The sequence below is a fragment of the Citrobacter sp. CK199 genome (assembly GCF_030333285.1).
GTDB classification, from domain to species: domain Bacteria; phylum Pseudomonadota; class Gammaproteobacteria; order Enterobacterales; family Enterobacteriaceae; genus Citrobacter_B; species Citrobacter_B koseri.
Map to the genome: position 1 here is coordinate 1 of NZ_JAOWGF010000001.1, position 216 is coordinate 216.

Sequence of the window (216 nt, forward strand, 5' to 3'; positions counted from 1 at the left end):
TATGGGGCTATAGCTCAGCTGGGAGAGCGCCTGCTTTGCACGCAGGAGGTCTGCGGTTCGATCCCGCATAGCTCCACCATACTGTAGACGGTATAAGAAAACTTCAGAGTGTACCTGAAAAGGTTCACTGCGAAGTTTTGCTCTTTAAAAATCTGGATCAAGCTGAAAATTGAAACGACACACGTAAAGTGTGTATGAGTCTCTCAAATTTTCGCA

General features: G+C 45.8%; 1 tRNA gene. It reads left to right on the plus strand.

The window, feature by feature from the left end:
- Positions 1 to 3: 3 nt before the first annotated feature.
- Positions 4 to 79: transfer RNA gene (locus OGX75_RS00005), tRNA-Ala, on the plus strand.
- The last annotated feature ends 137 nt before the right edge of the window (positions 80 to 216 follow it).